A 26,209-nucleotide genomic window follows, 5' to 3' on the forward strand; every position below is an offset into this window, starting at 1 on the left:
CCGAGCACCTTACGACTGCTCGAACAGCCGCATGGCCTCCGGCGCTTCGAAACACACCGCGGAATCGATTCGCGCCCGCAGGTCCCGCACCAGCGCCCGGCCGCCGCGCCAGTCGCCGGGGCGCACGGTGATCGCCCCACCATGGGTGCCGAACAGGTGCAGGATCGGCAGCTGACCGTCGGTGTGCTCGATGCCGACCCCGGCGAGGTCGTCGAACCGCACGACGGCCGCCGGTGACGGGTTCTGCCCGAAGTAGGTGGACAGGCCCTCCTCGCCGACCACGAGCCGGTAGCCGCGGGGCGCGGTCGAACCGACCAGCGCCCGCTTCATCTCCCGGCCCGGTGGCGCGGGCAGCGGGCTGCCGGGCAGTTCCGGCAGGTCCCGCGGGACGTGCCGCTCGGGCGCGCACAGCACGAGCCCTCCGGCCAGCTCACGGGCCGCCGCCGCGACCGCGGCCGGGTCGAGCCCGGCCAGCACGCGCTGCTGGTGCTCGGCCGCCGAGGGCCAGCCGGTCAGCTCGCTCATCGCCGCGTCGAACGCCCGGTAGACCGCGAAATCCCGCTCGGCGACCTCCTCGGCGAGCCCGGCCCGGTCGACGGCCAGTTCCTCCTCCGTCGGCCCGCTGCGGCCCAGCTCGGCCAGTTCGGTGCGGATCGCGTCGACGACCCGGGCGGCCTGCTTGTCCGGCACGTCGGTGCCGAACCCGAGGACGGCCCGGCGTGCGTCCACCATCTGGTGGTCGAAGGCGATGTCGTAGACCAGGCCCTCGAGGTGCTGCAGGCGGTCGGTGAGGCGGTGGATGAGGATGCCGGCCGCGCAGGCGATCTCCGCGGTCCACTCGACCAGCGCGCAGCCCACGACGCCGTTGGGGATGCTCGTCTGGGCCGGGGTGGGCAGGTCGAACGGCTCGGCGGTCACCGGCTGCCGCGGTGGGCCCGCGGGCAGCGGGAGCTTCAGGCCGGCCGGGGGAGGGCCGGACAGCACGAGCGAGGCGTTGCCACAGTGGAACCAGCGCGCGCACCACTCGCGGGCCTGCTCGGGGCCGGCGTGGACGGCGGCGAGCTGGACGTTGCCGGTCAGGCCGAACGCCCGGTTGCCGAACCACAGCGCCGACGGCAGCCACGCGGTCACGCCCGGGCCGTCGTTGCCGCGCTCCTCGGCGAGCAGCACGCCGCGCTCCAGCCGCAGCGGCCCGGTGTCGAGGTCCGCCAGCGACTCGCACACGCGCCGCAGGTGCTCCGCGACGGTCTCCGGGGTGCTGGTGACGTCGAAACTGGTGTGCAGGACCTCGGTCGAGGCGTTGTTCTCGTAGCGGCTCGTGCGCACGCGCCGCATCGCCAGGTGCTCGACGAGGTGCGTGATCCCGGTCTGCAGGAACGACTCGTGCGCCAGACCGACCCCGAACAACAGGCTCGCGCTGAGCCTGCCCGGCTGGTCGGTCCAGAAGACCGGCACGCCGTCGATCTCGGCCCGGTGCACCTCGGGCAGGGACGGAGGCGCGGGCGGGGTCAACATTTCGCTCAAGGTTCCCCCAGTCGAGTGGGACGCACGGGCGCGTTATCGCCGCGAGGGAGCACAGTGTTTCACACGATAGTGCGAACTCCGTCGCCCTCTGTTATGTCCCGCCCCTCCGTCCGGGTGCCTGAACCGGAAGGCATGATGACGGCCATGAGCGAGCACTTCGACGTGCACGGTGGTGCGCGGCTGGTGGGCGAGGTCGAGGTCGTCGGAGCCAAGAACAGTGTTCTGAAGCTGATGGCGGCCGCACTCCTCGCCGAGGGCACCACCACCATCACCAACTGCCCGCAGATCCTGGACGTCCCGCTGATGGCGGACGTGCTGCGCAGCGTCGGGTGCGAGGTGGTCCTGGACGGCGACACCGCGAAGATCACGACCCCAGCCGAGCTGTCGCACCGGGCCGACTCGCCCGCGATGGGCAAGCTGCGTGCGTCCGTGTGCGTGCTCGGCCCGCTGGTCGGCCGTCTGAAGCAGGCGGTGGTCGCGTTGCCGGGCGGTGACGCGATCGGGTCCCGGCCGCTGGACATGCACCAGAACGGGCTGCGTGCGCTCGGCGCGACGAGCACCATCGAGCACGGCTGCGTCGTCGCCACCGCCGACCACCTCAAGGGCGCCCAGATCTGGCTGGACTTCCCGAGCGTCGGCGCGACCGAGAACATCCTGATGGCCGCGGTGCTGGCCGAGGGCACGACGGTGATCGACAACGCCGCGCGCGAGCCGGAGATCGTCGACATCTGCGTGATGCTGAACCAGATGGGCGCGAAGATCGAGGGCGCCGGGACGTCGACGCTGACCGTGCACGGTGTGACCGAGCTGCACCCGACCGAGCACCGCGTGATCGGCGACCGGATCGTGGGCGCGACGTGGGCCTTCGCGGCCGCGATGACGCGCGGCGACCTGACGGTGAAGGGCGTCAACCCGCACCACCTGGACCTGGTGCTGGAGAAGCTGCGGATGGCCGGCGCCGAGATCACGACGTTCGGCGAGAGCGGGTTCCGGGTGGTGCAGCACGACCGGCCCAAGGCGGTCGACTTCGTGACGCTGCCCTACCCGGGGTTCGCCACGGACCTGCAGCCGTTCGCCGTCGCGTTGTCCGCGGTGTCCGAGGGCACGTCGATGATCACGGAGAACGTGTACGAGGCGCGGTTCCGGTTCATCGAGGAGATGGTGCGGCTGGGCGCCGACGCCCGCACCGACGGCCACCACGCGGTGGTCCGCGGGGTCGAGCGGCTGTCCTCCGCGCCGGTCTGGGCGTCCGACATCCGCGCGGGCGCCGGCCTGGTGCTGGCCGGCCTGTGCGCCGACGGGGTCACCGAGATCTGGGACGTGTTCCACATCGACCGCGGGTACCCGTACTTCGTCGAGAACCTGAACCGGCTGGGCGCGCGGGTGGAGCGGGTCGTCGGCGCGGCGGAGCGCTGCTGACCGCGCCTTTACTTTCAACCGTGTTGGAAGTCAAGTAGCCTCGAACCAGGAACTCACGGTTTGGGGGTCGGATGACGGCGCTACCCGAGTGGATGGTGCTCCCGCCCGATGGCTTGACGGCGGCAGACTACGAAGCCCTTCCGGAGGAAGTGTGCCGCAGTCTGGAAATCGTCGATGGAGCCATTGTCGTGAATCCGGCCCCCCGTAGGGCGCATCAGATCGCCGCCCGTCGTTTCGCCAACGCTCTCGAGGAAGCCGCGCCGGACGACTGGGCAGTGGCGACCGACGTCGACCTTCGCCTGCGTGACGTGCCGTTGCTCAACCGGAGGCCGGATCTCGTCGTGTACGACGCCTCGCTCGACGAAGACGCGGTGCTCCGGCCGCAGCACTGCCTCTTGGCCATCGAGGTGATGTCGCCCGGGTCCGTAACGGCGGATCAGACGGACAAGCCGGCCGAGTACGCGCGGGCCCGGATTCCCCACTTCTGGCGTGTCGAGGGCCTTGACCGGGGGGAGATCGCGCTCTTCCGCTACCGCCTCGATCCCACCACGTGCGTCTACGCCTCGGCGGGTGTGGACACCGGCAAGGTCAGCCTCCACGACCCGTTCCCCGTGACGATCGACCTCGCCGCGCTGCTCTGACTCACTCCGCCGCCAGGCCGACGCCGAAGCCGATCAGCGCGGTGCCCGTCACGGCGTCCATCGCGCGGCGGACGCGTCGCCGGTTCAGCCAGCCCTTCGCCCAGTGGACCAGGAACAGCAGCGTCAGCTGCCACGCCGTGCCGACCACCAGCACCGTGTAGGCCAGCAGCAGCGCCTCGCCCGCACCGGTCGTCGCCGGGTCGAGGAACTGCGGCAGCACCGACAGGTAGAACGCCATCACCTTCGGGTTGGTGATGTTCGACAGGAACCCCTCACGGAACCGCCGCAGCCCGCTCGCCCGGCGCCGGTCCAACTCGTCCAGCGCCTCGTAGTTCCCGCGCCACGCACCGCGCAGCGCCTGGAACCCCAGCCAGCACAGGTAGGCGACCCCGGCCCACCGCACGGTCTCGAACAGCGGCCGCACCTGCACGATCAGCGTGCCCAGCCCGAGCCCGACCGCGGTGGCCTGCACCAGGTTGCCCAGCGCGATGCCGGAGCAGGTGAACAACCCGCCCCGCGCGCCGCCGGCCAGCGCGTTCTTCAGCACGACCATCGTGTCCGGACCCGGCACCACCGCGATCAGCAGGGCGAACACCAGGTAACTCGCGTACAGGCTCCACGTCACACCCACGAGGCTAACTCGGCAGTCATGATGGGGTCAGGCTGATTTCGCACCCAGTGAGATGCGTCCTTGCGGGGCTGCGCGCGAAGTTACCGACGAGTACGCTCTGTGTGTCGTTCATCTGGAGGTGCACCGATGCCCTACCCCACGGATCGCGAGCGGGACCGCCCCTGGGTCATGCGCACCTACGCGGGCCATTCGTCGGCGGCGGCCTCCAACGAGCTGTACCGGCGCAACCTCGCCAAGGGCCAGACCGGCCTGTCGGTGGCCTTCGACCTGCCGACGCAGACCGGCTACGACCCGGACCACCCGCTGGCCAAGGGCGAGGTCGGCAAGGTCGGCGTCCCCATCTCGCACATCGGCGACATGCGCCGCCTGTTCACCGGCATCCCGCTGGCCGAGGCCAACACGTCGATGACGATCAACGCGCCGGCCATGTGGCTGCTCGCGCTCTACGTCACCGTCGCCCAGGAGCAGGCCGACGCCGAGGGCCGCGACCGCGACGAGGTGCTCGCCAAGCTCACCGGCACCACGCAGAACGACATCATCAAGGAGTACCTGTCCCGCGGGACCTACATCTTCCCGCCCGCGCCGAGCCTGCGCCTGATCACCGACGTGATCGCCTGGACGGTGCACCACATCCCCAAGTGGAACCCGATCAACATCTGCAGCTACCACCTGCAGGAGGCGGGCGCGACCCCGACGCAGGAGGTCGCCTACGCCCTGTCCACCGCGATCGCGGTGCTCGACGCCGTGCGTGACTCCGGCCAGGTCGAGCCCACCGACATGGCCAAGGTCGTCGGCCGCATCTCGTTCTTCGTCAACGCAGGGGTCCGGTTCGTCGAAGAGATGTGCAAGATGCGCGCGTTCACCCGGCTCTGGGACGAGATCACGCGCGAGCGGTACGGCGTTGAGGACCCGAAGGCGCGCCGCCTCCGCTACGGCGTGCAGGTCAACTCGCTCGGGCTGACCGAGGCGCAGCCGGAGAACAACGTCCAGCGGATCGTGCTGGAGATGCTCGGCGTCGCCCTGTCGCGGGACGCCCGTGCCCGCGCGATCCAGCTGCCTGCCTGGAACGAGGCGCTCGGCCTGCCGCGGCCGTGGGACCAGCAGTGGGCGCTGCGCATGCAGCAGGTGCTGGCCTACGAGACGGACCTGCTGGAGTACGAGGACATCTTCGCAGGCTCGCACGTCATCGAGTCCAAAGTGGATGAGATCGTGGCGGGGGCGCGCGCGGAGATCGAGCAGGTGCAGGATCTCGGCGGCGCGGTGGCCGCGGTGGAAAGCGGTTACATGAAGTCGCAGCTGGTGGCCTCGCTGGCCGAGTACCGGCGCGACGTGGAGTCCGGCGGGCGCGTCATCGTCGGGGTCAACAAGTTCGACACTACTGAGCCGAGCCCGCTGCAGGCCGAGGGCGCGAAGGCGATCGAAACCGTCGACCCGGCGGTGGAGAAGCAGGCCGTCGCGGCGCTGGAGGAGTGGCGCCAGCAGCGCGACCAGGCCGCGGTCGACGCGGCGCTGGCGCGGCTGCGCGAGGTGGCGAAGACGTCGGAGAACCTGTTCGACGCCACGCTCGCGTGCGCGGCGGCCGGTGTGACCACCGGGGAGTGGGCCGGCACGCTGCGCGAGGAGTTCGGCGAGTACCGGGCGCCGACCGGTGTGTCGGCGGCGGCGATGTCGGGCGATGCCGCCGAGCTGTCCCGGGTGCGCGACCGCGTGCGGGCGACCGGCGAGGAGCTGGGCGAGAAGCTCCGGATCCTGGTCGGCAAGCCCGGCCTGGACGGGCACTCCAACGGCGCCGAGCAGGTCGCCGTGCGGGCCCGCGACGTCGGGTTCGAGGTCATCTACCAGGGCATCCGGCTCACCCCGGAGCAGATCGTGGCCGCCGCGGTGCAGGAGGGCGTGCACGTCGTCGGCCTGTCGGTGCTGTCCGGCTCGCACCTCGAGGTCGTGCCGCAGGTGGTCGACGGTCTGCGGGCGGCGGGCGCGGGGGACATCCCGGTGATCGTGGGCGGGATCATCCCGCCCGAGGACGCGCGGCTGCTCACCGAGCGCGGCATTGCCCGGGTGTTCACGCCGAAGGACTACGAGCTGACCGAGATCATGGACGAAATCGTTTCGGTGGTGCGGGAACGCCACGAGTTGCCGCAGGACTGAGCCAGTTCTGTCACTTTCCGTGCGCATCGTCCACACGCAACGTTGATCTCTTTCCGATAACAGCGAGTGGCGATCTCGTTGCTTCTTTTGACCCCATCGGACGCACCGCCTACGTTCGGTGAACCGGCGGAACCGAATAAGGGGTGCGACGAAAATGACGCACGGTCAGTGGACACGACGGGATTTCTTCCGGCGATCGGCGGTCGTCGGCGCAGCGGCGGTGGCGGGGCCGACATTGTTGGCAGCCTGCCAGAGCACCGAAAGCGGGAACACCCTCGACTCGGCGAAGAGCGCCAAGACGATCCGGATCGGAATCGCCAACGAGGCGCCCTACGGTTTCGCCGACACCTCGGGGAACACGACCGGTGAAGCCCCGGAAGTGGCCCGTGCCGTGTGCAAGGCGCTCGGAATCGACACGGTGCAGGCCAACGTGGTGCCGTTCGATCAGCTCATTCCCGCCCTGAACGCGAAGCAGTTCGACATCGTCGCGGCGGGCATGAACATCACGCCGACGCGCTGCAACGCGGCCTTGTTCTCGGATCCGGACTACTCGGCGCTGACCGCGCTGCTCGTGCCCAGCGGCAATCCGCAGGGCGTCAACACCCTCGCCGACGTCGCCGCCAAGAAGGTCAAGGTCGCGGTGCTCTCCGCCGCGGTGGAGAAGGGCTTCGCCACCGGGGCCGGGGTTTCCGAGGACCAGATCGAAACCCTGGACACGCAGGACAACATGTTGCGCGCGGTGACCGCGGGCCGCGTGTACTGCGCCGCGCTCACCGACATCTCGCTGAAGTGGCTGGTGAAGCAGAACCCGAACGCCGGGGTCGAGGTGACGCCCGGCTTCCAGCCGACCGAGAACGGCCAGCCGGTGCAGACCGCGGGCGGGTTCGTCTTCCGCAAGGACGACACCTCGCTGCGGGACGCGTTCAACCAGCAGCTGAAGACCTTGCACGACAACGGTGAGTGGCTGCGCATCGTGACGCCGTTCGGGTTCGACCAGAGCAACCTGCCCAAGGCCGACCTGACGACCGACAAGCTCTGCGCGGCCTGACGCTCGAGCCCGGGGACGCGTCGTGTCGGACTCGACATCCAACATCATCTCGACCATCCTCAGTGGACTCGGCACGACGGTGTACGCGACGGTCGGCGGTATCGCGCTGACGATCGTCCTGGCACTGATCGCCGGGCTCGCGATGCTGTCGCGGTCCCGGACGGTCCGGTTCGTCAGCCGCGTCTACGTCGAAGGGTTCCGCGGGACGTCGGAGGTCGTGCAGCTGTTCTGGCTGTTCTTCGTCCTGCCCGCGCTGGTCGGGTTCAAGCTCGTTCCGTTGTTCGCAGGCATCATCGTGCTCGGGCTGAATCACGGCGCCTACGGCGCGGAGATCGTGCGCGGCGCCGTGCAGTCCGTACCGCGGGCGCAACGGGAAGGCGCCGTGGCGCTGTCGTTCAGCCCGGCGCAGCGCATGTTCCGGGTGATCCTGCCGCAGGCGGTGGTGGAGATGCTGCCGCCGTTCAACAACCTGTTCATCCAGTTGATGAAGAGCACGGCCCTGCTGTACTTCATCTCGGCCGGGGAGATCACCGAGAAAGGCGAGCTGCTGCGGCCGGTGTACGGCAGCCAGCTCGTGTTGATCTACGGCGTCGAGCTGTTGTGCTACCTGGCGATCGCCGTTGTGATCACGATGATCATGCGGGCGCTGGAACGCGTGCTGGCGCGGCGGCTCGGGCGTGAGCCGCCCAAGCGTGAGCGCGCGTGGGCCAGGGCGGGGGCGCCCGGATGAACTGGAACTGGGACTACTTCTGGGAATCCGTCCCGCTGCTGCTGGAGGGTTTGCTGGTCACCCTCGAGCTGACCGTGCTCGGCTCCGCGGTGGCCTACGTGCTGGGCCTGGTGTTCGCGCTGGTGCGGCGGGCCCGGATCCCGGTGCTGAGCCAGCTGATGTACCTATTCATCGAGGTGGTGCGCAGCACTCCGCTGCTCATCCAGGTGTTCATCGTCTTCTACCTGTTGTGGCCGGCACTGGGCATCACCCCGTCGGCGTTCGTGACCGGCGTGATCGCGCTCGGGATCCACTACGCCACCTACACCTCCGAGGTGTACCGCGCGGGGATCGAGGCCGTCCCGAAAGGACAGTGGGAGGCCGCGAGGGCGCTGAGCCTGCCGCGCGGCCGGGTGTGGACGGGGATCATCCTGCCGCAGGCGGTGCCGCGGGTGGTGCCCGCGCTGGGCAACTACATGATCTCGATGTTCAAGGAAACCCCGCTGTTGATCAGCATCGGGGTGCTCGACGTGCTCAACCGGGCCAAGGAGCAGGGGGCCGAGACCTTCCAGGTGATCGAGCCCTACACCCTCGCGGGCATCCTGTTCCTGCTGATCAGTTACCCGTCGTCGATCCTGGTGCGAAGGTTGGAAAGCCGTGTCGGACAGCTCTGAGATGATCCGGTTCGAGGAGGTCGTGAAGAGGTTCGGCGACCACGTGGTGTTGCGGGAGCTGGACTTCTCGGTGCAGCCCGGGGAGTTCGTCACGTTGATCGGGCCGAGCGGTTCGGGCAAGACGACGATCCTGCGGCTTCTGATGACGCTGGAGCAGGTGAACGCGGGGCGCATCTTCGTCGGCGGCGAATGCCTGTCGCACGTCGACAAGGGCGGCCGGATGGTGCCGGCGGGGGAGAAGCACCAGCGGCGCATGCGCAGGCGGATCGGGATGGTGTTCCAGCAGTTCAACCTGTTCCCGAACATGAAGGTGCTGCAGAACGTCACCGAGGCCCCGATCCGCGCGCTCGGCCTGACCCGCGAGGAGGCCGAGCAGCGCGGACGGGAGCTGCTGGAGATGGTCGGGCTGAGCGAGAAGGCCGACGCTCACCCCTCTCAGCTGTCCGGTGGCCAGCAGCAGCGGGTGGCGATCGCCCGCGCGCTGGCGATGCGGCCCGAGGTGCTGCTGCTGGACGAGGTGACCTCGGCGCTCGACCCCGAGCTGGTGGCCGGCGTACTGAAGGTGCTGAAGGAGATCGCGTCGACCACGGACATCACGTTCCTCTGCGTGACGCACGAAATGCAGTTCGCGCGGGACGTGTCGGACCGCGTGCTGATGTTCGACCATGGGCAGATCGTCGAGGACGCGCCGCCGGAGAAGCTGTTCACCGACCCGGACCACCGACGGACACGGGAGTTCCTGCAAGCGGTGCTCGACCGCGGGTGAGCCGGACCAGCGCGGCGGTCCTGGCGGCGATCACGGCGAGTTCCGTCGCGCTCCACAGCGCGAGCCAGATCACCAGCGCGGGGGAGAAGTACGCGGTCTGCAACCAGGTGGCGTCGCGCCCGCCGAACAGGCCGCCCGCCAGGTCTGCCAGCGCCACGAGCGCGACGATCGGGATCACCCGGGGCCACAGTCCGCGGACGACCCGCCACCGGGTGGCCCGTGCCGCCCACCGGCGGGTGCGGAGCGCGGTGCGGATCCCGATGCCGACGGTGAGCAGCGCCAGCGCGGCCAGGACGAGGTCGACCAGCAGCCGCGTCGAGGACGGGGCCGGCGGCTGCTGACCGTGCAGGATCGCGGCGATGCCCTCGGTGAGCTGAGTGGTCCCCTCGTTGCCGAGCGAGACGCCGCTGTCGACCATGACCGCGATGCCGTATCCGTCGGGCAGCATCAGCGCGCCCGCGGTGTAGGTGAACCAGATCCCGGTGTGGCTCACCCGGCGCTGGTCGTCGGTCTGCCAGCCCGTGGCGTAGTTCTCGCGCGCGGCGGTGTGCATGAGCGCGAGGCCCGCCGCGGACACGAGGCCGCCCCCGGTGCGCTGGACGGCGAGCCAGCGGGCCATGTCCTCGGCGGTGGTGATCACCCCGTCCGAGCCTGCGACGAACCGGTCCGGTTCGGACGCCGCGGGGGTGAGCCCGTAGGCGTAGACGTGTCCGCGGTGGACGGTGGCGGGCAGGTCGCGGGGCGTCCGCGTGATGGCGGTCGTCGAGCGCATCCCCGCCGGTTCGAAGACGTGCTGCCGCAGGTAGTCGCCGAAGGCCTGGCCGCTGACGACCTCGACGAGCCGCGCCGCGAGGTGGAAGTTGGTGCTGGTGTAGCGGTACTCGGCGCCGGGATCGCTCGCCAGCGCCGCCTGGCGGGCGCGCTGCACGGCGCCGGCCAGGTCGTCCGGCTGCGGGAGGCTCTTCCCCGGCAGGGTTCCGTCGGTGATCCCGGAGGTCTGGTTGAGCAGGTGCCGCACGGTGATCGCGCCGCCGCGCGGGTCGGCGAGGCGGAACTCCGGTAAGTAGGTGGCGACCGGGACGTCCAGGCCGCGCCTGCCGCTCTCGGCCAGCTGCACCACGGCCAGCGCGGTGAAGGCCTTCGACACCGACGCGATCGGCATCGGGGTCGTCGCCGTCGCGGTGCCGTAGCCGTGCAGGTGCACGACGTCGGTGTCCTCGGTGATCGCCAGCGCGACCCCGGGGTACCCGGCCGTCTCGGCGAATTCGGCGACGTAGGAGTCGATCGAGGACGGATCCGCTAGTTGTTCTGCTGTCGCCGTACCGGGGATCAGGGCGACGATCGCGGCCATCGCCGCGCACACGCGTTTCACGAGAGCCAAGGTAGGAACCGGGCGGGTGTCCGCACAGGACACGGACGGCAGGGAAGGGAACCGACTTTCGTCATGGGTTGACCCGCCCGGGTGTCGTCTCGCATACTCGTGTTCGTCAGACGTGCAACTGTACGTCAGACGAACACAAGGGAGACGAAGATGTCCGCCGGATCGTTCTTGCGCACCGCCTTCACCACCAAGCTCTACGTCACCGTGCTGGTGGCGATCGTCCTCGGCGCGGCCCTCGGCTTCGTCGCGCCGGGTGTGGGCGCCGCGCTGCAACCCGTGGGCACCGGGTTCATCGAGCTGATCCAGATGCTCATCGCCCCGGTGGTGTTCTGCACGATCGTCACCGGGATCGCCTCGGCGGGCGAGCTGACCAGCGTCGGCCGCATCGGGGTCAAGGCACTGGTCTACTTCGAGGTCCTGACCACGATCGCGCTCATCGTGGGGCTGATCGTGATGGACCTGTTCAACCCGGGCGCCGGCATCCACGCCGACCCGGCCGCGCTGCACCTGTCCGGCACCGCGCAGCAGTACGCGCAGACCGGCGAATCCCAGCACTGGTACGACTTCCTGATCAACATCATCCCGGACACGGTCGTCAGTGCCTTCACCGGCGGCAACGTCCTGCAGGTCCTTCTCGTCTCGATCCTGTTCGCGATCGCGGTCAAGGCGCTGGGCGAACGCGGCGCGCCGGTGATCCGCGGCATCGAGCGGATCGGCGAAGTGGTGTTCGGGATCGTCAAGCTCGTCATGTACCTGGCGCCGGTCGGCGCGTTCGCCGCGATGGCCTACACGACGGGCAAGTTCGGGGCCGCCACCCTGGCCAGCCTCGGTGGCGTCGTCCTCCTCTTCTGGGGCACCGGGATCGTGTTCTGCCTCGTCGTGTTCGGGGCCGTCGCACGGCTGTGCGGTATCCGGATCCTCAAGCTGTACCGGTACTTCAAGGACGAGCTGCTCATTACGCTCGGCACCGCGAACTACGAGGTCGTGATGCCGCAGCTGATGCGCAAGCTGGAGCACCTCGGCTGCCCGAAGCGGATCGTCGGCCTCGTGGTGCCGTCCGGGTACGCCTTCAACGGCGACGGCGTGTGCCTGTACCTGGGCTTCGCCTCGCTCTACATCGCGCAGGCCTTCGACGTGAACCTGACGATCTGGCAGCAGGTCGGCCTGCTCGCCGTCTTCATGATCACCTCGAAGGGCAGCGCGGGCGTGGCGGGCGCCGGGTTCGTCATCCTCGCCGCGACCCTGTCCACCACGGGCGTCGTCCCGGTCGCCGGGATCATGCTGGTCCTCGGCATCGACCGGTTCCTCTCCACCATGCGCGGTCTCGTCAGCCTGTGCGGCCAGATGCTCGGCAGCATCGTCGTCAGCCGCTGGGAGGGCGTCTTCGACCGCGACCGGGCGCGCCGCGTCCTCGACGGGCACGAGCCCGTCCCCGCGACCGTCGCAGTGAACTAGAAGGGAAACACATGGCCAGGCTGGACTACGTGGAGACGGGCAGCGAGGTCGCCGACCGGATCCGCGCGCGCCGAGGGGGGCGCCTGACCCCGCTGGACGGCATGCTGCTGCACAGCCCGCCGTTCGCCGATGGCTGGAACAGCCTGCTGGGCGCCATCCGCGGGCAGGGCACGCTGCCCGGGGACCTGCGTGAGCTGGCGGTGCTGCGCGTCGCCGAGCTGAACGGCGCCGAGTACGAATGGGCGGCCCACGAGCCGGTCGCCAAGGAGGAGGGCATGACGGTCGAGCAGATCGCCGCCCTGCGCGAAGGCGGCGACCGGAACGTCCTGGACGGTCGGCAGCGCGCCGTCCTCGACTACACCGACGCGATGACCAGGCGGATCCGGGTGCCGGACGAGCTGTTCGCGACCCTGCGCGAGCATTTCGACGCCCGCGAGATCGTCGAGCTGACCGTGACGATCGGCGCCTACAACCTGGTGTCCCGGTTCCTGGTGGCGCTGGAGGTCGGGTCGTGACGGGGCGCCTGGCCGGCAAGGTCGCGATCGTCACCGGCGCCGGCAGCGTCGGCCCCGGCTGGGGCAACGGCCGGGCCGCCGCCGTGCTCTTCGCCCGCGAAGGTGCGAAGGTGTTCTCCGTGGACCTCAGGGCCGAGGCGCTGGCGGAGACCGTCGCCACGGTCGAATCCGAGGGCGGCACGATCCGAACGCACCTGTGCGACGTCACCGACAGCGCGGCCGTGGCGGCGATGGTCGAGGCGTGCCGGGCGGAGTTCGGCCACGTCGACGTCCTGGTCAACAACGTCGGCGGCTCGCGCAAGGGCGGACCGGTCGAACTGTCCGAACAGGACTGGTCCGCCCAGCTGGACTACAACCTGACGAGCGTGTTCCTGACCTGCAAGCACGTCATCCCGGTGATGAAGGCCCAGGGCGGCGGGGCGATCGTCAACACCGCGTCCACGTCCGGCACCCGCTGGACCGGCTCGGCGCAGGCCGGTTACGCGTCGGCGAAGGCGGGCGTGATCCAGCTGTCCAAGGTGATCGCGGTGCAGCACGCGCCGGACGGCATCCGCGTCAACACCGTGGTGCCGGGACAGCTGCACACGCCGATGGTCGAGGCACGCCTGGCCGGGCAGCGGGCGGGCGGGGACGTGGACGCGCTGCTCGCCCAGCGGCAGGCGCGCATCCCGCTCGGCTTCGCCGGCGACGGCCGCGACACCGCGTACGCGGCGTTGTACCTGGCCTCCGACGAAGCCCGGTTCGTCACCGGTACCGAAATCGTCGTCGACGGCGGCATGACCGCGAGGTGTGACTGATGACCGATCCCCGCAACCCCGGCCCGGACCCGAACCCGCACGCGCCCGCGATACCGTTGCCCGCAAACGCTTGCGACGCGCACTGCCATATCTTCGGGCCCATCGCGAAGTTCCCGTACGCGCCGGACCGCACGTTCACCCCGCCCGAGGCGCCCAAAGAGGACCTGCAGGCGCTGCACCGGCTGCTCGGCTTCGAGCGCGCGGTCATCGTGCAGTCCGCCTGCCACGGCGCCGACCACTCGGCGCTGCTCGACGCGCTGGAAACCGGTGGCGGCCGGTACCGCGGAGTCGCGTTGATCCGGCCGACCACGCCGAAGGCCGAGGTGGAGCGCCTGCACGAGGCCGGCGTGCGCGGCGCCCGGCTGCACTTCACACCGCACCTCGGGCCGGCGCCGTCGCAGGAGGAGATCGACGCGATCCTCGCCCTGATCCGGCCGTACGGCTGGCACATCGCCCTGCACGTCGCGGGTGACGGCATCGCCGAGCACGCGGACCTGGTGCGATCGCTCGGCGTGCAGGTGGTGATCGACCACATGGCCCGCGTCGACCTGCGGCAGGGGCTGGACAGTGCCGCCGTGCGGTCGCTGTTGCGGTTGCTGGAGAGTGGTTCGGTGTGGGTGAAGCTGAGCGGCGCCGACCGGATCGCGACCGCGCCGCCCAGCATGGCCGATTCCGTGGAGCTGGCGCGGTTGCTGGCCGCCGAGGCGCCGGAGCGGGTGGTGTGGGGCACCGACTTCCCGCACCCGAACACGCACGGTTTCGTGCCCAACGACGGCGACCTGGCCGACCTGATCGCAGAGATCACCCCGGACCCGGAGGCGCTGCTCGTCACGAACCCGGCGCGTTGCTTCTTCGCGGAGGACTAGTGCAGACCCTCGATGTCGCGGGTGATGGCCGCGGCGGTGTCCAGCAGGCGCGGCACGAACCGGTCGGTGAGTTCGTCCAGCGAGACGCGGGCCGCGTTGACCGACACGTTGAGCGCGGCCAGCGCCCGCCCGCCCCCGCCACGCACGGGCGCGGCGGCCGAGCGGACGCCTTCCTCGCGCTCGCCGTCCACCACGGCGTACCCGCGCTCGGCGACCCGGGCCAGTTCCGCCCGCAGCTCGGCGGGGTCGGTGATGGTGTTGGGTGTGAGCTTCCGCAGTTCCACGGTGTCCAGATAAGACTCCAGCTCGGCGGATGGCAGCGCGGCGAGCAGCACGCGGCCCATCGACGTGGGGTAGGCGGGCAGGCGCGAACCGACGTTGAGCGTGATGGACATCGAGCGCGACGCCGGAACCCGGGCCACGTAGACGATCTCCGGACCGTCCAAAGTGGCCATCGAGCAGGATTCCCGCAGCTCGTCGGCCAGCGCGCGCATGTGCGGCTGGGCGTGCTCCCAGAACGGCAGCGCGGCCAGGTAGCCGTAGCCGAGCCGCAGGACGCCCGCGGTGAGGCGGAAGCGGCGGTCGTCCACCTCGGCGAACCCGAGGCGTTCCAGTGTCAGCAGGATGCGGCGCGCGGTGGCGCGGGTGAACCCGGTGGCCGCGGCCGCCTCGCTCACCGTCATCGCCGGCCGTTCCGCGGAAAAGGTCTGCAGCAGCCGGAAGGCCTTCTCCACCGAGTCGATGACGTCGGGGTCCTCTCTCGACACTGCCGCTCCTCGCCGTGGTCGCCTGCCCGAAACGGTACCCGAGCGCGGGGGAGGAGTGGCGGATGACGGAGGGACTGCTGTACGTGCTGTCCGAGCCGGGCGAGGTCGCCGAGGCGGAGTTCCACGACTGGTACGACAACGAGCACGCGCCCGCGCGCGTCGGGGTGCCGGGGATCCGCAGCGGGTACCGGTACCGCGCTCTGGATGGGGCGCGGCCGTCGTGGCTGGCCTGGTACGAGCTGGACCTGGCGGCGCTGGCGAGCCCGGGGTACGAGGTCGCGCGGCGGCGGAGCCCGCGGGAGCAGTCGGTGGTCTCGCGGCTGGCGACGCTCGACCGGCGGGTCTACGAGCTGACCGGGGCCTGGGGTGACTGTGAGACGCCGGCGCCGGTGGTGGTGTCGGTGGCGTTGTCCGGCGACGCCGCCGAACTGGAGCGCTGGTACCGCGAGGAGCACGTGCCGCTGTTGCTGGAGCTGCCCGGCTGGCACCGGATCCGGCGGTACCGGCGGGTCGAGGGGGCCGGGCCGGATCTGCTGGCCTTCCACGAGATCGCGGACGTGTCGCTGTTCGAGTCGCCTGCCTACCGGCACGCGACCAGCACGCCGTGGCGGGACCGGGTGATGTCGACGGTGACCGCGCGGGAGCGGCGCGTCTTCGGGTACCACAACACGGCCGCCGCGAGGTAGCGTCGGGCCATGGCCGAGTACGAGCACATCCTGGTCAAGCGCGACGACGCGACGGTGACGATCACGATGAACCGGGCCGCCCGCCGCAACTCCCTGTCCGAAGCCCACCTCGCCGAGCTGCTGGCGGCGTTCGAGGAGACGGCCACGACCGACGCGACGGGCGTCGTGCTGGCCGGCGCGGGCCCGGTGTTCTCGGCGGGGCACGACTTCGGTGACGTGGCGTCGCGGGACCTGACGGGGGTGCGGAGCCTGCTCACGTTGTGCACCCGGCTGATGCGGACGATGGAGTCGGTGCCGCAGGTGGTCATCGCGCGGGTGCACGGACTGGCGACCGCGGCGGGGTGCCAGCTGGTCGCGTCGTGCGACCTGGCGGTCGCGGCGGCCTCGGCGGGTTTCGCGCTGCCCGGTGGCAAGGGCGGCTGGTTCTGCCACACGCCGGCGGTGCCGGTCGCGCGGGCGATCGGGCGCAAGCGGCTGATGGAGCTGGCGCTGACCGGGGACGTCATCGACGCGGCGACCGCCCTGGAGTGGGGCCTGGTGAACCGGGTGGTGCCGGACGAGGACCTGGACGCGGCGGTGGCCGACCTGCTGGCCAGGGCGACGCGCGGCAGCCGGGCCAGCAAGGCGCTCGGGAAGCAGACCCTGTACGCGCAGCTGGACCGCCCGGAGGCCGACGCGTACGCCATCGCGGTCGAGGTGATGGCGGCGGCGTCGCAAACGCCGGCGGCGCGGGAGGGGATGGCTTCCTTCCTGGAGAAGCGGAAGCCGGAGTGGCCCGAGTGAGGGATGCTCGGACTGCTCTGTTCGGGTGAACTGAAAATTCAACCACCACGTTCCGTCACGTCCGGAACGGTGGTCGTTCGCGCACTTCAGCGCCACCGTGGGCGACCGCGGTCAAGATCCACTTCTGCCGGTTCGCCCGCCTGAACGCTGTTACAACCCGGAGCACGCGGCGATTCACGGTGCGACGCATGCGGGACGGCCCGCTGCGCACGCACTCAAGGAACGCTCGTGACTCATCCGCCCTATGCCCCGCCCGCGCACGCGCAGCCGAAGAACGGCCTCGGCACCGCGGGTTTCGTCCTCGGACTCGTGGGCCTCGTGTTCGCCTTCATCCCGCTCGTCGGCGTCGTGGCGTGGCCGCTGGTCATCATCGGCCTGATCCTGTCGATCGTCGGCGTTTCCCGCGCCACCAAGGGCGCCGCGACGAACAAGGGGCTCGCCGTCGCGGGCGTCGTGTGCTCGGCGGTCGGCCTCGTGATCTGCATCCTGTGGACCGCCGTGTTCGGCGCCGCGGTCGACAAGGTCAACGACTCGACCCCGACCAGTGGCGACCCGGCTGCGGCAGCGCACCAGATCCTGCTCGAGGTGACCACAGGTCAGCGGAGCAACCTCAACTGGACCAGCGGGCTCAGCGTGAACAACCAGGAGATCGTCGAGGCCGGGCAGACCTGGTCCAAGACCCTGGGCGTCGAGGAACTCGGCTTCACGTCGGTCACGGTGACGCCGGTGACCACCGACGTCAACGCCCGGCCGAACAGCTGCAAGATCACCGTGGACGGCAAGCCGGTCGCCGAGAACTCGAACCTGGTGGCCGCGATCTGCTCCTACACGGGCCACTGACGTGACCGAGACCGCGCCCAGAGACCTGACCGGACTCGGGCTGATGCGGCCCTGGAACTGGATCCACGCCGCTCCGATTCAGGGCAGTCACCGGAACATCGTCGAGGCCGACAGCCCTGAAGAAGCGGCGCGGCAAATCGCGCTGGAGCAGCTTTCGGTGCTGCACTCGATCGGCCGCATCCTGATGTGGGTGCTGGTGATCATTCCTGTGGTGTCCGCCGCCCTCTACGTCGCGTTGGTGGTACTGCTCACCGCGCAAACCGGCTGACCCAGCCGGCCGGGGCACGGGGGGTCCCTGAGACGGGACCCCGCGTTCCACGGCCTGGGACCGGTTCCACGCGATCGGATGAAGCACCGTGCCCCGCGATTGACCGCGCCAACCCACCGCCAATAAGCACGACGAGTGATCCTCCGGCGGCGCGGACCTCAGTTGGCCCTCGTCGCCCTCGTGCAGGTGCTCGCCATGAGCCTCTGGTTCTCCGCGTCCACCGTGGTCCCGGCGCTCCGCGCGGAGTGGGGTCTCTCGCGGCAGGCGGGGATCCTCCTGACCATCACCGTGCAGCTCGGGTTCGCCACCGGGGCCGTCGTCTCCGCCGCGGTCAACCTCGCCGATCGCACGCGGCCGCAGGTCCTCGTCGCCGCGGGCAGTGCGCTCGGTGCGGCCGCCACGTTCGCGTTCCCGTCGGCCGGGTCCGCGGCAGCCGCCCCGCTCCGGTTCATCACCGGGTTCGCCCTCGCGGCCGTCTACCCGGTCGGCATGAAGATCGTCGTCTCCTGGTTCCCGCGTCAGCGCGGGACCGCGCTCGGCGTCCTCGTCGGCGCGCTGACCCTCGGCTCCGCGCTGCCCAGCCTCCTCGGCGGCGCCGGCCACTGGCGGATCGTGCTGGTCATCGCCGCGGCGCTGGCCCTCCTCGCCGCCCCGATCGCCCTCACTCTGGTCCGGCCGGGGCCGGACTGGCGCCCGTCGCCGCCGTGGGAACCCCGCTACCTGCTCCGCATGGCCCGCGACCGGGCGCAACGCCTGGTCTGCCTCGGCTACTTCGGCCACATGTGGGAGCTGTACGCGCTGTGGGCCTGGCTGCCCAGCTATGTCGCGGCCGCCGGCGACGGCGACACCTTCGCCACCATCGGCGTCGCGGGCGTCGCCGGGGCGCTGCTCGGCGGCGTCCTCGCCGACCGCTTCGGCCGCGCGGCCGTCACCACCGGCGCCATGCTCACCAGCGCCGCCTGCGGTCTGCTCTCCGTCGCCGCGTGGGGGACGCCCCTGCTCGCGCCGCTGCTGCTCGTGTGGGGCGCCGCCGTGATCGCCGACTCCGCGCAGTTCTCCGCGGCCCTGTCCGAGGTCGCCGACCCGCGTTACGCCGGCACCGCCCTCACCGCGATGACCGCCGCCGGGTTCGTCGTCAGCGCGATCACCATCCAGCTGCTCCCGCTGCTCGCCGACCTCACCGGCTGGCGCGACGCGGTCACCCTGCTGTCGATCGGCCCGCTCCTCGGCGCTGTCGCGATGGTCAGCGTTCGTGCAGCAGCAGGAGCCCGTACGCCGCGATCGACTGGGCGTCCGTGATCTCCCCGCGCGCGATCATCTTCTCGAACTCGTCCCGGCTGAACCACGCCGTGCGCATGTCCTGTTCCTCGTGCTCACGCTCGTGCGGGCCCTCGACCAGCTCCGTCGCCAGGTAGACCCGGCCGCGCTGGCTCGACATGCCCGGCGCGACGTCCAGCAGCCCGAGGTCGGTCAGTGAACCGGCCACCAGCCCGGTTTCCTCCCGCAGCTCACGCGCCGCCAGCTCCAGCGGGTCCAGCTCGGCCAGCCCGGGCGCGGTGCCCTGCGGGAACTCCCAGCGCCGCAGGCCGAGCGGGTACCGGTACTGCTCGACCAGGTGCAGCCGGTCGCCGTCGAGCGGGACGACCAGCGCGTAGTCCGGCTTGTCGACGACGCCGTAGATGCCGGTCGAGCCGTCCGGGCGGCGGATGCCGTCCTCGCGCACCGTCATCCAGTTGTTCCGGTACACCTCGCGGGAGCCGAGCCGTTCGATGGGATCCACGCGACCAGTCTGCCGAAGCATCTTCTACCCTCGCCGGGTGCGTCTCGTGATCGCTCGTTGCCAAGTGGACTACGCCGGCCGTCTGACGGCCCACCTCCCGATGGCCACCCGGTTGCTGCTCATCAAGGCGGACGGCTCGGTGTCGGTGCACTCCGACGACCGCGCCTACAAGCCGCTGAACTGGATGAGCCCGCCCTGCTGGCTCATCGAGGACGGCGACGTCTGGACGGTGCAGAACAAGGCGGGCGAGAAGCTCGTCATCACCATCGAAGAGCGGATCGACGAGATCAGCCACGACCTGGGGGCCGAGCCGGGCCTGCAGAAGGACGGCGTCGAGGCGCACCTGCAGGAGCTGCTCGCCGAGCACATCACCACGCTCGGCGAGGGGTACACGCTGGTCCGCCGCGAGTACCCGACGGCGATCGGGCCGGTCGACATCCTGGCCCGCGACGCCGACGGCGGCTCGGTGGCGGTGGAGATCAAGCGCCGCGGGGAGATCGACGGCGTCGAGCAGCTGACCCGCTACCTGGAGCTGCTCAACCGCGACCCGCTGCTGGCGCCGGTGCAGGGCGTGTTCGCCGCGCAGCTGATCAAGCCGCAGGCGCGCACCCTTGCCGAGGACCGCGGCATCCGCTGCCTGACGCTGGACTACGACGCCCTCCGCGGTACCGAATCCGACGATCTCCGCCTGTTCTGAACACGCGGATTCGCCGCACCACGCCGGACGTGGTGCGGCGAATCCCCGTTCACATCACATGCTGTTGACGATCGCGCTGATCAGGTTGATCAGGCCGTAGACCAGGTCGTTCAGGCTCACCGGGGTCCTCCCTCGAAAATTGTCAACGGTGGGTACGCCGCCGTATCCGGCGACCGGCGAAGGCAATCGAAGGCGCATTGCCGCTGGGTAACGGGCGCTTTCCGCGACGTTTCGCATCTCCCATGACGTGGATCACGATCACGATCGGGCGCCGAGTTGCGCTGGGTGACGCCGCGCTGTTGGGTTGTCACCGGTTTGATCTCGACACGGTCAAGGCGCACCCGCTGGCGTGCACGGCTGGGATACCGCGTAGTAATGTGCGCTCGTCACTCGATCGTGGTGATTTTTGTTCGGAGATGTTGGACTCCCGGAGGTGGCATCGGTGCCCGTCCTAGCCGCAGCGAACCTGCGACTTGATGCGCACGCGATCGACTACGTGTTGCTCGCGTTCTACTTCGTGCTGGTGCTCGGCATCGGCTACCTGGCCCGGAAACAGGTGTCGAGCAGCATCGACTTCTTCCTGTCCGGCCGTTCCCTGCCTGCCTGGGTCACCGGGCTCGCCTTCATCTCCGCCAACCTCGGCGCCATCGAAGTGATGGGGATGTCGGCCAACGGCGCGCAGTACGGCCTGCCGACGGCCCACTACTTCTGGATCGGCGCGATCCCGGCGATGCTGTTCCTCGGCATCGTGATGATGCCCTTCTACTACGGGTCGAAGGTCCGCAGCGTGCCGGAGTTCATGCGGCGCCGCTTCGGCACCGGCGCCCACCTGACGAACGGCATCAGCTTCGCGCTGGCCCAGATCCTCATCGCGGGCGCGAACCTGTACCTGCTGGCCAGCGTGGTGAACCTGCTGCTGGGCTGGCCGATCTGGGTGTCGATCGTCGTCGCCGCCGTCATCGTGCTCGCCTACACCGCGCTCGGCGGCCTGTCCGCCGCGATCTACAACGAGGTGCTGCAGTTCTTCGTCATCGTCGCCGCGCTGGTGCCGCTGACGATCGTCGGCCTCTACAAGGTCGGCGGCTGGGACGGCCTGGTCGACAAGGTCTCCGGCGGCCCCGGCGGCGCGGCCCAGCTGGAATCCTGGCCGGGCAACCAGCTCACCGGCTTCGGCAGCAACTTCCTGTCCGTGCTGGGCCTGGTGTTCGGTCTCGGGTTCGTGCTGTCCTTCGGTTACTGGACGACGAACTTCGTCGAGGTCCAGCGCGCGATGGCGTCGAAGAGCATGTCGGCGGCCCAGCGCACCCCGATCATCGGCGCGTTCCCGAAGATGCTGATTCCGTTCATCGTGATCATCCCGGGCATGATCGCCGCGGTCACCGTGACCGAGCTGCAGGGCGAGAACAAGCAGGCCCTGATCGACGGCGGCTCCGCGCCCAGCGGCGCGACCTTCAACGACGCGCTGTTGCTGCTGATGCGCGATCTGCTGCCCAACGGTGTGCTCGGTGTCGCCATCGCCGGTCTGCTGGCCTCCTTCATGGCGGGCATGGCGGCGAACCTGAGCTCGTTCAACACGGTCTTCACGTACGACATCTGGCAGGCCTACATCAAGAAGGACAAGCCGGACTCGTACTACCTGAACATGGGCCGCTGGGTCACCGCGGGCGCCACGGTCCTGGCCATCGGCACGGCGGCCATCGCGTCGCAGTACTCGAACCTGATGGACTACCTGCAGCAGCTGTTCTCGTTCTTCAACGCGCCGCTGTTCGCCACGTTCATCCTCGGCATGTTCTGGAAGCGCATGACCCCGGCCGCGGCCTGGATCGGTCTGCTGTCCGGTACCGCGTCGGCCATCGTGGTGTTCCTGCTCGCCGAGACCGGCGTGTGGGACCTGCCCGGCCAGGGCGCCAGCTTCATCGGCGCCGGTGCGGCGTTCGTGGTCGACATCGCGGTCAGCGTGGCGGTCACGATGGTGACCAAGCCGCGCGAGGCCTCCGAGCTGACCGGCCTGGTCTACTCGCTGACCCCGCGGGAGTCGCTCAAGCGCTCCACCACCGGCGAGGACGCGGGCTGGTACCGCAACCCGGGCCTGCTCGCGGGCATCGTCCTGGTCCTCACGATCGCGCTGAACATCGCCTTCTAGGAGGTTGGCAGACATGGCTAGCGAAACCCCCGTGCGCACGCGCCGCGCAGGCGCGTTCGACATCCGGCTGATCATCGCGCTGCTGACCGGTGTGTACGGCGTGGTCCTGACGATCATGGGCATCGCGTTCACCGACGACGCCGAGCTGCAGAAGGCGGCGGGCGTGAACATCAACCTGTGGGCCGGCATCGGCATGCTGATCTTCACCGCGCTGTTCGTGCTGTGGGCCGTGCTGCGGCCGATCCGGGTCCCGGTGCCGGAAGGCGACGAGACCCCGGCCGGATAGGCAGGTTCGGAACATCCCGGCGAGGCCGGGCGGCTACGGTGCACCGCGTGCACCATGTCGCCCGGCCTCGCCGTTTCGTCCCCGTGGTCCTGCTCGCACTGACCGTTTCCGCGTGCGCCGGACCGGACCTCGGCAAGCAGAACTTCCCGCGCACGACCGTCACGCAGACCAGCGTCGCCACCGGTCCGGTCGACGACGCCGCGGTCAGCACGGACGCGCTGCGCACCGTCGACCCGTGCGGGGTGCTGCAGGGCGACACCGTCACCGGCGTCGGCACGCCGGTCGAGGACAGCCTCCACCCGACCGGGCTGGACGGCTGCGCCGTCGAGGTCACCGACGCGGGCGGCAAGGAGGCCCGGTTGAGCCTCACGATGGGGGAGACGCTCCTGCTGTCCTCCACGACCCCGGTCGGCACCGTCGAAGGCCTGCCGGTCGTCGAGAGCGACCTGGACGACCCGGACACCACCGAGAACGAGGGTTGCGTGGTCACCGCGGTCACCTCCGAGACGCCTGCCATCGGCATCTCCGTCCAGGTCACCTACCAGGGCGGGGACGCCTGTGGCGCCGGCCTGACCGTCATCCGCGAGGTCGTCGCCGAGATGCACGGCTCGCCGCCCCGGATGACCCGCGCGGCGAACTCGGCCGTGCCGCTCGACCCGTGCACGCTGGTGGACGATGCGGTCGCCGCCGAGGTCCTCGGCCGCAGCACCGAGAAGCGGCCCGGCGGCCTGCACGAGTGCCACTGGTCGGGCGGCAACGCCACTGGTTACCTGCGGATCTCCGAGGCCGTCGAGCCCTCCGACGGCGACGACGGAACGCGCGTCGACCTGGGCGGCGGGATCACCGGCTACCAGGAGAAGCGGACCACGGCGGGCAACAGCTGCACCATCGCGTGGACCCACTTGCGGACCGGCGACGGCGAGGGCGAGGTCGTGAAGTTCGAGTACGACAACTTCCACGACGACGCCGCCGAGGACGACTCGTGCGGGAAAGCGCGGCGCATTGTCGACACGATCCTGCCCAAGCTGCCCAAGTCCTGATAGGAAAGGGGCGACGACGGAGTCAGGAGGCGGGCATGAAAAAGATCATCAACGATCCGGCCGACGTGGTCACCGAGTCGCTGCGCGGGCTGGCCGCCGCGCACGCGGACATCCTGCGTGTTCAGGAGGACCCGAACGTGGTCGTGCGCGCCGACGCGCCGGTGGACGGCAAGGTCGCGGTGATTTCCGGCGGCGGGTCCGGGCACGAGCCGTTGCACGGCGGGTTCGTCGGCGTCGGCATGCTCGACGCGGCGGTGCCCGGCGCGGTGTTCACCTCGCCCACGCCGGACGCGGTGCAGGCCGCCATCAGCGCGACCACCGGCGCGGCAGGCGCCCTGTTGATCGTCAAGAACTACACCGGTGACGTGCTGAACTTCGAGACCGCGGGCGAGCTGGCCGCGGCGGAGGACCTGGAAGTGCGCAGCGTGGTGATCGACGACGACGTCGCGGTCGCCGATTCGACCTACACCGCGGGACGCCGGGGCGTCGGCGGCACGGTGCTGCTGGAGAAGATCGCCGGCGCCGCGGCCGAGCGGGGCGACTCGCTGGACGCGGTGGAAGCGCTGGCGCGCAAGGTCATCGGCCAGGTGCGGTCGATCGGGGTCGCGCTCACCGCGCCGACCGTGCCGCACGTCGGCGAGCCCAGCTTCGACCTCGGCGCCGACGAGATCGAGTTCGGCATCGGCATCCACGGCGAGCCGGGCCGCGAGCGGATCAAGGCCGAGCCCGCCGACGAGCTGGTGGCGCGCATGGTCGGTGCGGTCGTCGAGGACCTGCCGTTCACCGAGGGCGACCGGGTGCTGCTGTTCACCAACTCGATGGGCGCCACCCCGCTGGTCGAGCTGTACCTCGCGCACGGCATCGCCGAGCGGCTGCTGGCCGATCGCGGCATCATGGTCGAACGCCGGCTGGTGGGCCCCTACATCACCAGCCTGGAGATGCAGGGCATCAGCCTGACCCTGCTGAAGCTCGACGACGAGCTGACCGAACTGTGGGACGCGCCGGTGAACACCGCCGCATTGCGCTGGAAGGCCTGAGGACATGGGATGCACGCCGGAGGGCGTCGCGAACGCGTTGCGGGGCGCCGCGGCCGTGATCGCCGAGCACCGCGCCGAACTGATCGAACTCGACCGGGCGATCGGGGACGGTGACCACGGCGAGAACATGAACCGCGGGTTCCAGGCCGTGGTGGCCGCGCTGGACAGCGCCCTGCCGGAGACGCCGGGCGGGGTGCTCAAGCTCGCGGCGACGACGCTGATCTCGAAGGTCGGCGGCGCGGCGGGGCCGTTGTACGGCACGGCTTTCCTGCGGGCGTCGACCGTGGTGTCGAACCAGCCGGAGCTGGGCGCGGCGGAGGTCGTGGCCGCGTTGCGGGCGGGGCTGGAAGGCGTGCGGGCGCGCGGCAAGGCGGTGGAGGGCGACAAGACGATGGTCGACGCGCTGCTGCCCGCGGTCGCGGCGGCGGAGAAGGCGGGCGGCGGGGACGTCGCGGCCGTCCTGTCGGCGGCCGCCGAGGGCGCGGCCACCGGCGCCGAGTCCACTGTGGACCTGGTCGCGCGGAAGGGCAGGGCGTCCTACCTCGGCGAGCGCAGCGCGGGTCACCTCGACCCGGGTGCACGCTCGACGTCGCTGCTGCTCGCCGCGTTCGCCGAGGCGGCCCGATGAGCGTCGGCCTGGTGCTGGTGTCGCACAGCGCGAAGCTCGCCGAAGGGGTCGCCGAGGTCGCCGCGCAGATGGCGCCCGACGTGACGATCGTGCCGGCGGGCGGGCTGCCCGGCGGCGGGATCGGCACGGACTACGACTCGGTGGTGGCTGCCGTGCAGCGCGCCGATTCCGGGTCCGGGGTCGTGCTGCTCTACGACCTGGGCAGCGCGCAGATGACGGCGGAGCTCGCGGTCGAATCGCTGGCGGACCCGTCCGCCGTCGGGGTGGCGGACGCGCCGCTGGTGGAGGGCACGGTCGCGGCGGCGGTGGCGGCGCAGAACGGAGCCGACCGGGCCGGGGTGCTGGAAGCCGCCACGGCGGCCGCCGCGCCCCCGGAGCTGGCCGCGCCGGCGGAGCAGGCCACGGATTGCGTGGAGCTGACGCTGACCAACGAGGTGGGCCTGCACGCCCGCCCCGCGGCGGTGCTGGCACGCAGCCTGGCCGAGCTGGAGGCCGAGGTGAGCGTGCGGCTGGGCGACCAGGAGGCCGACGCGCACAGCGTGCTGGCGCTGATGGCGCTCGGCGCCCGGAAGGGGGACCGGATCGAGGTGCGCGCGGGCGGCCCCCAGGCGGCCGAGGCGCTGCGCGTGGTGCAGGACCTGGTGGAGGACAACTTCGGCGACCCCGCCTGACGGTTCGCC

At 70.6% G+C, this 26,209-nt stretch carries 29 protein-coding genes; 23 read left to right on the forward strand and 6 right to left on the reverse strand.

The genetic code is table 11. From position 1 onward, the window contains the following. Positions 1-9: 9 nt before the first annotated feature. Positions 10-1,515: an insulinase family protein gene (locus tag AMETH_RS06820; RefSeq protein ID WP_017987315.1), complete on the reverse strand. Its 1,506-nt coding sequence runs from the start codon at positions 1,513-1,515 to the stop codon at positions 10-12. 153 nt (positions 1,516-1,668) lie between these two features. On the opposite strand from AMETH_RS06820, the gene murA reads away from it, so the two are divergent. After that, the gene (gene murA / locus AMETH_RS06825) at positions 1,669-2,943 is read left to right on the forward strand and encodes a UDP-N-acetylglucosamine 1-carboxyvinyltransferase (protein ID WP_026153877.1); all 1,275 of its coding nucleotides are present in this window, start codon (positions 1,669-1,671) and stop codon (positions 2,941-2,943) included. Positions 2,944-3,014: 71 nt separating this feature from the next. After that, the gene (locus AMETH_RS06830) at positions 3,015-3,584 is read left to right on the forward strand and encodes a Uma2 family endonuclease (RefSeq protein ID WP_017987317.1); all 570 of its coding nucleotides are present in this window, start codon (positions 3,015-3,017) and stop codon (positions 3,582-3,584) included. 1 nt (position 3,585) lies between these two features. Here the strand turns inward: AMETH_RS06830 and AMETH_RS06835 are convergent, their stop codons facing one another. Then, a complete protein-coding gene (locus AMETH_RS06835; protein ID WP_017987318.1) occupies positions 3,586-4,215 on the reverse strand; it encodes a LysE family translocator in 630 nt (209 codons plus the stop codon). A 126-nt stretch (positions 4,216-4,341) separates the two neighbouring features. Here AMETH_RS06835 and AMETH_RS06840 point away from each other — a divergent pair, with 126 nt between their 5' ends. The 5 genes from AMETH_RS06840 (at position 4,342) to ehuA (ending at position 9,560) form a co-directional block, all read left to right on the forward strand. Continuing rightward, complete coding sequence (locus AMETH_RS06840) at positions 4,342-6,363, forward strand: protein meaA (protein ID WP_017987319.1); 2,022 nt, start codon at positions 4,342-4,344, stop codon at positions 6,361-6,363. A 154-nt stretch (positions 6,364-6,517) separates the two neighbouring features. After that, positions 6,518-7,411 carry an ectoine/hydroxyectoine ABC transporter substrate-binding protein EhuB gene (gene ehuB, locus AMETH_RS06845; protein WP_026153880.1) on the forward strand — a complete coding sequence of 298 codons (894 nt, stop codon included), beginning with the start codon at positions 6,518-6,520 and terminating at the stop codon, positions 7,409-7,411. A gap of 22 nt (positions 7,412-7,433) precedes the next feature. Next, a complete protein-coding gene (gene ehuC / locus AMETH_RS06850; RefSeq protein WP_017987321.1) occupies positions 7,434-8,141 on the forward strand; it encodes an ectoine/hydroxyectoine ABC transporter permease subunit EhuC in 708 nt (235 codons plus the stop codon). Continuing rightward, a complete protein-coding gene (ehuD, locus tag AMETH_RS06855) occupies positions 8,138-8,794 on the forward strand; it encodes an ectoine/hydroxyectoine ABC transporter permease subunit EhuD (RefSeq protein WP_026153881.1) in 657 nt (218 codons plus the stop codon). The genes ehuC and ehuD overlap by 4 nt, the downstream gene beginning before the upstream one ends. Position 8,795: 1 nt before the next feature. Next, entirely contained in the window at positions 8,796-9,560 is a 765-nt protein-coding gene (gene ehuA, locus AMETH_RS06860; protein ID WP_017987323.1) for an ectoine/hydroxyectoine ABC transporter ATP-binding protein EhuA, read from the forward strand. Here ehuA and AMETH_RS06865 read toward each other — a convergent pair. Further along, entirely contained in the window at positions 9,499-10,932 is a 1,434-nt protein-coding gene (locus tag AMETH_RS06865; RefSeq protein WP_017987324.1) for a serine hydrolase domain-containing protein, read from the reverse strand. The genes ehuA and AMETH_RS06865 overlap by 62 nt on opposite strands. 159 nt (positions 10,933-11,091) lie before the next feature. Here AMETH_RS06865 and dctA point away from each other — a divergent pair, with 159 nt between their 5' ends. The 4 genes from dctA to AMETH_RS06885 are packed head-to-tail and all read left to right on the forward strand — an operon-like array spanning position 11,092 to position 14,574. Next, complete coding sequence (gene dctA / locus AMETH_RS06870) at positions 11,092-12,396, forward strand: C4-dicarboxylate transporter DctA (protein WP_017987325.1); 1,305 nt, start codon at positions 11,092-11,094, stop codon at positions 12,394-12,396. Between the two features lie 11 nt (positions 12,397-12,407). Continuing rightward, positions 12,408-12,911 carry a carboxymuconolactone decarboxylase family protein gene (locus AMETH_RS06875; RefSeq protein ID WP_017987326.1) on the forward strand — a complete coding sequence of 168 codons (504 nt, stop codon included), beginning with the start codon at positions 12,408-12,410 and terminating at the stop codon, positions 12,909-12,911. Continuing rightward, positions 12,908-13,708: an SDR family NAD(P)-dependent oxidoreductase gene (locus AMETH_RS06880; RefSeq protein WP_017987327.1), complete on the forward strand. Its 801-nt coding sequence runs from the start codon at positions 12,908-12,910 to the stop codon at positions 13,706-13,708. Before AMETH_RS06875 ends, AMETH_RS06880 begins: the two co-directional genes overlap by 4 nt. Then, complete coding sequence (locus tag AMETH_RS06885) at positions 13,708-14,574, forward strand: amidohydrolase family protein (RefSeq protein WP_017987328.1); 867 nt, start codon at positions 13,708-13,710, stop codon at positions 14,572-14,574. Before AMETH_RS06880 ends, AMETH_RS06885 begins: the two co-directional genes overlap by 1 nt. On the opposite strand, the gene AMETH_RS06890 is transcribed toward AMETH_RS06885, so the two are convergent. Further along, positions 14,571-15,341 (reverse strand): IclR family transcriptional regulator domain-containing protein, encoded by a 771-nt coding sequence (locus AMETH_RS06890; RefSeq protein ID WP_017987329.1) that lies wholly within the window; start codon positions 15,339-15,341, stop codon positions 14,571-14,573. The genes AMETH_RS06885 and AMETH_RS06890 overlap by 4 nt on opposite strands. 62 nt (positions 15,342-15,403) lie before the next feature. Between AMETH_RS06890 and AMETH_RS35530 the strand changes: the two genes are divergently transcribed. From AMETH_RS35530 to AMETH_RS06915, 5 genes are all read left to right on the forward strand, one after another. Further along, on the forward strand, positions 15,404-16,027 hold the full coding sequence (locus tag AMETH_RS35530; RefSeq protein ID WP_017987330.1) for a hypothetical protein: 624 nt from the start codon (positions 15,404-15,406) through the stop codon (positions 16,025-16,027). Positions 16,028-16,036: 9 nt separating this feature from the next. After that, positions 16,037-16,810, forward strand: coding sequence for an enoyl-CoA hydratase-related protein (locus AMETH_RS06900; RefSeq protein ID WP_017987331.1), 774 nt, complete (start codon positions 16,037-16,039; stop codon positions 16,808-16,810). 228 nt (positions 16,811-17,038) lie between these two features. Then, entirely contained in the window at positions 17,039-17,650 is a 612-nt protein-coding gene (locus AMETH_RS06905; protein WP_017987332.1) for a DUF4190 domain-containing protein, read from the forward strand. Position 17,651: 1 nt separating this feature from the next. Continuing rightward, positions 17,652-17,918 carry a hypothetical protein gene (locus tag AMETH_RS06910; protein ID WP_017987333.1) on the forward strand — a complete coding sequence of 89 codons (267 nt, stop codon included), beginning with the start codon at positions 17,652-17,654 and terminating at the stop codon, positions 17,916-17,918. 162 nt (positions 17,919-18,080) lie between these two features. Then, positions 18,081-19,217: an MFS transporter gene (locus AMETH_RS06915; protein WP_017987334.1), complete on the forward strand. Its 1,137-nt coding sequence runs from the start codon at positions 18,081-18,083 to the stop codon at positions 19,215-19,217. Here the strand turns inward: AMETH_RS06915 and AMETH_RS06920 are convergent. Further along, positions 19,162-19,689, reverse strand: coding sequence for an NUDIX domain-containing protein (locus AMETH_RS06920; protein WP_209436889.1), 528 nt, complete (start codon positions 19,687-19,689; stop codon positions 19,162-19,164). The two genes, AMETH_RS06915 and AMETH_RS06920, sit on opposite strands and share 56 nt — an antisense overlap. 46 nt (positions 19,690-19,735) lie before the next feature. Here AMETH_RS06920 and nucS point away from each other — a divergent pair, with 46 nt between their 5' ends. Beyond that, the gene (nucS, locus tag AMETH_RS06925; RefSeq protein ID WP_026153883.1) at positions 19,736-20,395 is read left to right on the forward strand and encodes an endonuclease NucS; all 660 of its coding nucleotides are present in this window, start codon (positions 19,736-19,738) and stop codon (positions 20,393-20,395) included. Positions 20,396-20,449: 54 nt separating this feature from the next. Here the strand turns inward: nucS and AMETH_RS37760 are convergent, their stop codons facing one another. Further along, positions 20,450-20,632 (reverse strand): hypothetical protein, encoded by a 183-nt coding sequence (locus tag AMETH_RS37760; protein WP_156131621.1) that lies wholly within the window; start codon positions 20,630-20,632, stop codon positions 20,450-20,452. Between the two features lie 205 nt (positions 20,633-20,837). On the opposite strand from AMETH_RS37760, the gene AMETH_RS06930 reads away from it, so the two are divergent. Genes AMETH_RS06930 through dhaM form a run of 6 tightly spaced genes read left to right on the forward strand, consistent with a single transcriptional unit; the run spans position 20,838 to position 26,200 of the window. After that, positions 20,838-22,538, forward strand: coding sequence for a sodium:solute symporter family protein (locus AMETH_RS06930; RefSeq protein WP_026153884.1), 1,701 nt, complete (start codon positions 20,838-20,840; stop codon positions 22,536-22,538). A gap of 13 nt (positions 22,539-22,551) precedes the next feature. Then, on the forward strand, positions 22,552-22,824 hold the full coding sequence (locus AMETH_RS06935) for a hypothetical protein (RefSeq protein ID WP_026153885.1): 273 nt from the start codon (positions 22,552-22,554) through the stop codon (positions 22,822-22,824). 47 nt (positions 22,825-22,871) lie between these two features. Beyond that, a complete protein-coding gene (locus AMETH_RS06940) occupies positions 22,872-23,864 on the forward strand; it encodes a DUF3558 domain-containing protein (RefSeq protein WP_223843072.1) in 993 nt (330 codons plus the stop codon). 35 nt (positions 23,865-23,899) lie between these two features. Next, the gene (gene dhaK, locus AMETH_RS06945) at positions 23,900-24,901 is read left to right on the forward strand and encodes a dihydroxyacetone kinase subunit DhaK (protein WP_017987341.1); all 1,002 of its coding nucleotides are present in this window, start codon (positions 23,900-23,902) and stop codon (positions 24,899-24,901) included. A gap of 4 nt (positions 24,902-24,905) precedes the next feature. After that, positions 24,906-25,529: a dihydroxyacetone kinase subunit DhaL gene (gene dhaL, locus AMETH_RS06950; protein WP_017987342.1), complete on the forward strand. Its 624-nt coding sequence runs from the start codon at positions 24,906-24,908 to the stop codon at positions 25,527-25,529. Beyond that, positions 25,526-26,200, forward strand: a complete 675-nt coding sequence (dhaM, locus tag AMETH_RS06955; protein ID WP_017987343.1) for a dihydroxyacetone kinase phosphoryl donor subunit DhaM — start codon at positions 25,526-25,528, stop codon at positions 26,198-26,200. The genes dhaL and dhaM overlap by 4 nt, the downstream gene beginning before the upstream one ends. Positions 26,201-26,209: the final 9 nt, after the last annotated feature.

It is taken from the genome of Amycolatopsis methanolica 239 (assembly GCF_000739085.1).
Lineage (GTDB): Bacteria > Actinomycetota > Actinomycetes > Mycobacteriales > Pseudonocardiaceae > Amycolatopsis_E > Amycolatopsis_E methanolica.